The sequence below is a fragment of the Bartonella sp. AP3QHHD genome (assembly GCF_042195765.1).
Taxonomy (GTDB): domain Bacteria; phylum Pseudomonadota; class Alphaproteobacteria; order Rhizobiales; family Rhizobiaceae; genus Bartonella.
The window spans coordinates 1-7,432 of the sequence record NZ_JBHIPC010000002.1 but is presented as its reverse complement, the minus strand read 5'-3'; the positions used below and the strand labels follow the sequence as shown (position 1 = coordinate 7,432).

Genomic DNA, 7,432 nt, shown 5'->3' with positions numbered 1-7,432 from the left:
CGCAAGATAAGCTTATACATACCGGATTCAGAGGCTTGGACATCTGTAACAGTGAAGTGTTCTTGAGAAGAGGGGGCTTTGTTATTTTCAGGTGAGATGATCACAATACTATCTTGAGGTTTTGGTGGTATTCCCCCGATGTCATTGATACAAAGATCAAGTTCCTTTCTTGGAATTGTGGTGGGGATTCTGCCACCGGCGTCCGATTCCGAATGTTTAATGCCGTAAATCGCTGTGATACGAAAAGATTGCTGGTTGTCCTTTCGCGTGTAGATGATGGGCTGCCCAAAAGTGTTGCGCACATCTTTAACCATTTGGTTTAGCAGCCCGTTCCACCGCATGTTATTTCGCTCCAATCACTGCTTTAAACAGCATTTCAGGGCGTGTGCAAATGTAAAGCGGATAGCTATACACTTCAGGTTTTACCCATGCATTACGGTCGTGGTCGACGATAAGCATCGTGTAGAGAGGTCTTCCAACCGTGTTGGCAAAATCCAAGCTTTCACCAGGAGCAAAGGTTTTTTGGAAGACACCAGGCGCATCAACAGGAAAGAATTGACATTCATCCGGCTTAATGCCTATGGCGCGCTTTGTTCCAGCCTTCGCACTTACATTATAGTTGTGGATACTCCGATAATTAATGAAAGTCACACCCGCAAAGTCAAAACTACCAAAGCTCCCAGAGCCAATCGAACTTGGTGTTGCAACACCTCCGGCGCTATTGAGTGTCTGTGCTAAGGCTGTGTTTAAATAGGTCTCACGAATTGTTTTATGGTTTTTCAACTTGGAAAAGAATTCATTTCCACAAAGCCCAATAATGCGTGAACGATCAGAAAACGCTCCTTTTGAAGCTTCAATCATCCTCATAATGACTTGATCAACATGGTCAGCAACATTGGTTGTCTCATTATTTAGTTTAAAATCAATCGGTTTTGGTGGTGCGATTTCCCATTCCTTGTACCAATCGACAATAACAGAGCCATCGGCATCAAGAACCACCCCTTGAACAGCGCCAAGTTGCATATTTTCCCATGTCAATTCTATTTCAGAAATCAGTTTCTTTTGTTTTCTGGCAATATATTTCATTGCTGTCTCTAACTGATCTTCTGTCCCAAATTCACGACGGTTTTGGATTTCTTCTGATTTCACCGTGTCACTTTTGGCAATGCGTGTTGTTTTGAAAAACCGAAGATTACGACCCTCTCTATCCCCTTCTGCCAAGGGGGCGCCACGTTCACTGGTTTGAATCAAGGACAATGTATTGTCACGTCTTTCAATACCAACCACTGTGGTGCTTGTTTCCACTTCCTCAAAAAGATTAAGAGAACTTACAAGACCAGGTTGAAACTCATAGTTTTCGATGGCTTTCATCATTGTGATGCTTGAGAAAGCATCATGTTTAAAAAAATTCATGTCCATGTGTGCATTCTCCTATCGCAATAGAATGTTGTTATGGTCTTCTAAAGACTGAATGGCTGCTTTCTTTTGCTCATCCGTGATGGCATCTGGCCATAGCAGTTCAGAAGCTTTTACAGTGCATAAGCGTGCTGTAATTACGGCACGTTGATCTGCTTCTGTTGCGTCAATAGTGGCAAAAGAAATCCCTGCCGGTGTTTGACTGCCATCTGATGCTGCTGGATTAAGGGGGACATAGTGTTCCGTTGCGGTTATCTTTCCCATGACAGTTCCAGCTTCAATGAATGCTCCTGATGCAAACAGCACTTCTTCATTTGACATATCGGGGTCGTAGGGTCCAAGATAAGCGCCATTGCGTACGTCGTCATAAATAATATTCGTCATTTCACTGCCCTCCAAGCTGCTTCCCATTTTGCATAAATCTTTGCCTTGCTCGTCCCATCACTATGAGGGGTATAAGGCGAGACTTTTAAAGACGCGCTTTGAGAGCTAGCAGCCGTCAACACACACTGGCGTGCTTTCTCGACACTCATACCGTTTTGAATAGCTTTTGCTGCGTCAAAAGAAACGCCTAAGTGCTTTGCTTGCCTTTCAAGGGTTGTTAGTGCTTTTGCGCGCTTTCTTTCTTTTTCAAGAGCAGCTTTTATGTTTTCCTGCTTGTCCTCATTGTCTTCATCTTCATCTTCGTTTTCTTCGTCGTCAAAGATTTCGGCGTTTTTGTCGATGTCACTATCGTCTTCGTCCTCTTCCTCGTCATTGATGATGTCGACGATCTTTTCGTCATCCTCTTCTTCAGCGCGGTATTGTGTGCGTGCCATGTGTTTTGTCCTTCTTTTTCTGTTGATGTTGGGTTTTGTGATATGGAATCCGTTAAGGCTTCCAAAGCTTGCGCAAGGGTGCCCTGCGCATCTGCTAATCCAAGCGTGATCGCTTGGGTGCCTATAAAAGTTTCTGCTTTTGTGTCACGAATTGCAGCAGCATTTAAGCGTCTGTTTTGCGCCACCAAATCGACAAACATCTCGTAGAGCAGGGCGCAATCGGCTTGCATTTTTATCTGTGCTGTATCGCTCAAGGGTTCATGAGGATTGCCATGGGTTTTGTGATCACCTTCAAAGACAAAGGTCCATTTATGCCCGTGTTTTTCATCTGCACGGGATTGGTCAAGATGGGCACAAACAACCCCAATCGAGCCCACAACCCCTGTGCGAGCTACCCATATTTGAGAAGCAGAACAAGCAATGGCATAAGCCGCTGAACAAGCAAACTCATTGGCATGTGCCCAAATGGGCTTGTCGTATTGTTTTGAGAGTGTTTGAAACTCTTCAACCAAATCAAACACACCACCGGCTTCTCCACCGCCGCTGTCAATATCAAGTAAGACAGCACGAACATCAGGTTGTGCAATGGCTTCACGAAAAGAAGCCCTTAAACCTTCATAAGAAGTCAAACCCGATAAAGCCCCAAGCCATGCACCGCGGCGTACAAGCGTGCCATGAACCGGTATTATGGCAACATTGTTTTGTACTACATAAGTTTCAGGGGGTCTTAAAGCCGTTGTATCCCCTTGCGCAAAAGCCCCAGGGGCAAACTTTTCTCCCTCAAAAAGCCGTGGAGCAAGAGCATTGAGAATAATATCAAGCTTTGTGGAGGCAAGCATGTGTGGAACTCCAAAAAGCCGTGATGCCAAAAACGGCATGTCGAGATTATTCACCATTTGTCTGCGCCTTACTGCCTTGGTTGTTTTCATAAGTCTCAGAAGTCTCTGAATCTTCATCATCAATCGCTTGATTTTCACCAGAAGGCGCTGCCATATCCGTGTCAAAAGATAAGCCGCGCGCACGAGCGTCTGTGTGCTCTTCTTGCAGTTCGGCATGAATGCTGTCGATATCAAAGCCGCGCTCGGCAAGTGCCATGCGTCGTGTTTTCAAGCCTGCACGGATTTCTTCTTTTTCCGCTGAGATATCCTTGTTTGGATCAATCATTTCAAGCGGGGGTGCAAAGCTTTCACATTGAAGCCATGGCAAGGAATTTTCTTCCCACCCTGGCAAATTGACACATCCAGAAAGCACTGCCATTTCAACAAAACGCTCCCAAACAATGCGGTTAAACTGAAAGGCAATAATATGTTCACGCCATTGTTTGACGTGCCGTCTAAACTGAATGATAGAGGTACGCACATTAGAAAAATTCCCCCGCGTAACGTCTCCAGTCACAACGGCATAAGGCATATTAAGTGCTGCACAAATTTTCAAGATATTGCGAAATTGAAAAGCCTCGTAAGAACCACCAACCTCAACAGGGGTTGAAAATGTAATTTGTTTTTCGCCATCGACCACGTTAACTGAGCCAGGGTAAATTGGATGCTCTTCGGGTACCTCTTCAATCTTCTTTTCTACCTTCTGTTCAATTTTCGTTTTTTCACGATTGTCCTCTAATGCCGCATCATGAGATTCCTTCCCTGTAATAAACACTGCAAAAAGAGCCGCTGTTTTTTTTCGTTCAAGCTCTGCATCATCATAGGATTCGAGTTGAAAGATCTTTGTCATAGCGCGCGTTATTTTTGGAGAACCGCGCAATTGTCCGGCAATACGGCGCTCTTTGATATGAATGACCATTTCAGCAGGGACACGCACGCGCTCTTGGCTCTCAAATGCCATATTTGCAGGGACATCATCATAGGGGTGATGTTCCCAGAAATGATAAGCAACACGCTTGCCAGTGGCATTAAATTCAATCCCCATACGAATGTAATTGCCTTCAATATCAGCCGGTCCATTGTAAGTAAGGTCTAACATTTCGGTGGGATAAACTTGTAATTGAAGCGGCACACCAGAGCGCCCGTAGAGGTCAACATAATGTAGTCTTACAAAACATTCACCAGTTAGAAAGACTTCTCGTGCAATGGTTGCTTGAAGTCCATAAAAATTGGCATCTTCATCATAGTCCGCCTCATCAACCCATTGCCACCATAAGTCTAAAAGCTTTTTCTTTTCTTCTTGAAAACCTTCAATACGAGGATAGGGTTTAATCCCATCACTAACAGCCGCAGAGACCCATTCTTCTGTTGCAGACCCATAAAGAGATTCATTGTCATAAAGCCATCTTGAACGAGCAACAATGGTATCACCGCATTCCTCAATGGCTTTATTGATATGTTTTTTGGCGGGGTCAAAACCACCCATACGGCGGCTTTTGCTTGCCGCTTCAAAATGGGGATTGTGTTGACGAGAAATTTTAAAAAAGCCCGTGAGTTTATTGATAAAGCCAGCCATTAATAGCCTCGTGATATATTAAAATAGAAAACGCGTGAACGCTTGCGCCCTTCAAGGTTGGCTATTTGTGTGTTCAGCATCTCAAGCGCTCTGCGCAGTTCCTCAACAGAGCGGTTGCTTACTTGCTTATCGCCATGGCGCACCGATTGTGCTCCCGAATAAAGAGCTTCTTCAATTTGTTCACGCCGCCTTTTTAAGTTTTCAAGTCTCTCAATTTTGCTGTTAATTGGTTCTAAAGTTTCACCCACAAATTACCTCCAATCCCCTCGCATATAAGGATTCATCATTGTTCTGAATGGCTTCTTTTGAGGCTGTGCTGTCTGAGATCTTCTTGGAGAAGGAGAGGGCACATGTTCTGATGTTGGCTGTTCTAAAGCGCCTTCAATTTTAAGTTTTTCCAGACGCTCTTCTAAGATATCAACTTCTCGATTAAGGTTTATTCCCGCCGAAATCAGACCTTGTAAAGCCGCATAAGCATAGACCCTACAGTCCAAGGCTTCGTTTCTTGCCTTTTCACTTTTTTGCCATTCAATACGCTTGAAGCCTTTGAAATATTTGATGACTTTTCTTTCAGCGGTTAGCTGGTCAAAATATTCCTGGTCAAGGCTTTTGTGAAAGTGTGTTGCACCAGCCCCTGATGCTTCAGGTCCCGATTTTTTAAACCGTGCCGTGATAATATCTTTTGCCGCGTCAACACCAACAATATAGAGATTAATCTGCCCCTTATTGTTTTTGCTTGGTCGGCGTGGCCATACCGCACGCCATCCCGCTTGCCCCTTAATGCCCCAGATACGCCGCCCTTCACGCGGGCGCACATAATTATAAACCGCCTGTGTATGTCCACCACCGGTATCAATACAAGCTGCTGTTATCCTAATCCCCTCTTTATAGCCTGGATGCGGCCAACGTTTTGCAAGATATTCATCCAGCTGGTCCCATACTTCAAAAGAAGAGGGATCACCAAGGATCACTTGATAATCAATATGCCAACTTTCTTCACTACGCCCCCATCCCACCACTTCAAGTTCCAAGCGGTCATTTTGCACATCAATGCCTGCTGTCAACACGACGGATTGTTCTGGTGCAAGGGGATAATCTTCGCGTTTTGCATAGAGGCTGTCTGGATCAACAACTTCACCTGTTCTGTCCTCCCATGGCTCTCCAAGCACTGTGTTAATAAAAACTTGCAAAAGAGCAGGGTCTTCTTTGGCTCTTAAAAATTCGCGCGCACAATCGCCCCAAGTCAGCCATGGCGAATAAAGCGCTGAAATATGGTAAGAACGCAGACGAGGCTTACTTGACTCCTGTGTTGCGATCCAGCAAGCACCGTTTTCTTCTGCCATTAAGGTGGACTTACGATGTTCGGCATGTTCATGACCACAATGCGCACAAACAAAAACAGCTTTTTCGGGGGCGCCTTTTTGCCACTTGATTTGTGACCAAACAATCGGCTGTAGTGTACCACATGCATCACAAGGCACGTTGTAATATCGCTGGTCTCCTAGTACAAAATCCTTGGCAATACGGCTTGTGTCACGGTGTGTCGGCGTGGACAATTTAAAAATTTTACGTTGAATAAAAGCAGAGGTTCGTTTTTCAGCAATTGTTACAGGATCGCCTTCATTATCGACATTCAATGGGTAAGCATCGACTTCATCCAAAACCAAATAGCGAATAGGAGAAGAACGCAATCCAGCAGCACTATTTGCTCCTGTAATCATCAATGTCCCCCCATAAAATTCCTTTGAAAACATGGTATTACCACTGTCTCTTGCACGAGCAGGAGCAATGCGTTCACTTAAAGCAGGGCTAGCTGAAATCATCGGATCAAGACGAGACTTTGACAGTTTCTTAGCGGTCTCAACTGTCGGCATCACATAAAGGGCAGGTCCTGGACTATGATGAATGGCATAACCACAAAAGTTCAATGCTGCTTCCGACATTCCAATCTGAGCCCCCTTCATCACAACCGTTGTTTCAGTCGGATCATAAACAGAAAGATTATCCATGATCTCTCGTAAATAGGGGGTACGTATAGTCCTCCATAATCCAGGCTCAGCACTCGTAACTGTGCTCAAATAACGATTTTTATCAGCCCACTGGGAAACAGTATAAGGCGGGTCAGGACGGCGTCCTTCATTCGCATAGCAAAAAAAGAGCCCAGCATCAGAGGACGAGGGCAAAGCATCACTTATCATGTTCTGGATTCTCTTCTAAAATGTTGGGATCGTGAAAAGAAACAGGGACGACATTTTCCACTAAAGCTTTGCGCATATGATGATCGATAGCTCCAATAAGGCTCGCAGCATCACATCCCACTTGCGCCGCAATTTCAGTACCAAAGCGATAGGCAAAATTGAGCATTGTATCTCGATGCGCTCTTCCAAAGTTCCATGCTTCTTTTCTCACTTCTTCACGATCAACAGTGGTTTCGCGTAACTTTTCCAGAGCAATTTTTTCTTTTGCTAGCGCAACTTGCATTCGCTCCAGTTTTATCTTGTATTCATTGGCTCCATCTGTGGAGGCTTGTTTGATCTTTGTCTGCGGTTGACCATCCGGTGCTAAAAATGGGGGTGGGCGCTTTGTTGGATTCTCATTCCAGATGGCTGTTGCAAGGGCTTCATTGACAGAACCATCTTCAAAAAGAGCCGCATCAAATTTACCTGTCTTTATCCGAGAAACCACTGCATTATGTGAAACACCCATCTTCTTCGCAAACGCACGAACCGATAGACCCTTACGAT

Annotated in this window: 9 protein-coding genes; all 9 read right to left on the bottom strand. The window is 44.8% G+C overall.

Annotation, left to right across the window (positions count from 1 at the left end):
- Positions 1 to 341: hypothetical protein (locus ACFIL7_RS00070; RefSeq protein WP_375683224.1), on the bottom strand; the 341-nt coding region annotated here is incomplete at its 3' end.
- A 1-nt stretch (position 342) separates the two neighbouring features.
- Complete coding sequence (locus ACFIL7_RS00065; RefSeq protein WP_375683223.1) at positions 343 to 1,419, bottom strand: major capsid protein; 1,077 nt, start codon at positions 1,417 to 1,419, stop codon at positions 343 to 345.
- 12 nt (positions 1,420 to 1,431) lie between these two features.
- Positions 1,432 to 1,800, bottom strand: a complete 369-nt coding sequence (locus tag ACFIL7_RS00060) for a head decoration protein (RefSeq protein WP_375613995.1) — start codon at positions 1,798 to 1,800, stop codon at positions 1,432 to 1,434.
- The gene (locus ACFIL7_RS00055; RefSeq protein WP_246350187.1) at positions 1,797 to 1,949 is read right to left on the bottom strand and encodes a hypothetical protein; all 153 of its coding nucleotides are present in this window, start codon (positions 1,947 to 1,949) and stop codon (positions 1,797 to 1,799) included. Before ACFIL7_RS00055 ends, ACFIL7_RS00060 begins: the two co-directional genes overlap by 4 nt.
- 110 nt (positions 1,950 to 2,059) lie before the next feature.
- Positions 2,060 to 3,130 (bottom strand): S49 family peptidase, encoded by a 1,071-nt coding sequence (locus ACFIL7_RS00050; RefSeq protein ID WP_375637129.1) that lies wholly within the window; start codon positions 3,128 to 3,130, stop codon positions 2,060 to 2,062.
- Positions 3,120 to 4,688, bottom strand: coding sequence for a phage portal protein (locus tag ACFIL7_RS00045; protein WP_375683222.1), 1,569 nt, complete (start codon positions 4,686 to 4,688; stop codon positions 3,120 to 3,122). The genes ACFIL7_RS00050 and ACFIL7_RS00045 overlap by 11 nt, the downstream gene beginning before the upstream one ends.
- A complete protein-coding gene (locus ACFIL7_RS00040) occupies positions 4,688 to 4,936 on the bottom strand; it encodes a phage head-tail joining protein (protein WP_375613951.1) in 249 nt (82 codons plus the stop codon). The genes ACFIL7_RS00045 and ACFIL7_RS00040 overlap by 1 nt, the downstream gene beginning before the upstream one ends.
- A gap of 3 nt (positions 4,937 to 4,939) precedes the next feature.
- Positions 4,940 to 6,886 carry a phage terminase large subunit family protein gene (locus tag ACFIL7_RS00035; protein ID WP_375683221.1) on the bottom strand — a complete coding sequence of 649 codons (1,947 nt, stop codon included), beginning with the start codon at positions 6,884 to 6,886 and terminating at the stop codon, positions 4,940 to 4,942.
- Positions 6,876 to 7,432 (bottom strand): hypothetical protein (locus tag ACFIL7_RS00030; RefSeq protein ID WP_375683220.1); only part of this gene is annotated, 557 nt, incomplete at its 5' end. The genes ACFIL7_RS00035 and ACFIL7_RS00030, both read right to left, overlap by 11 nt.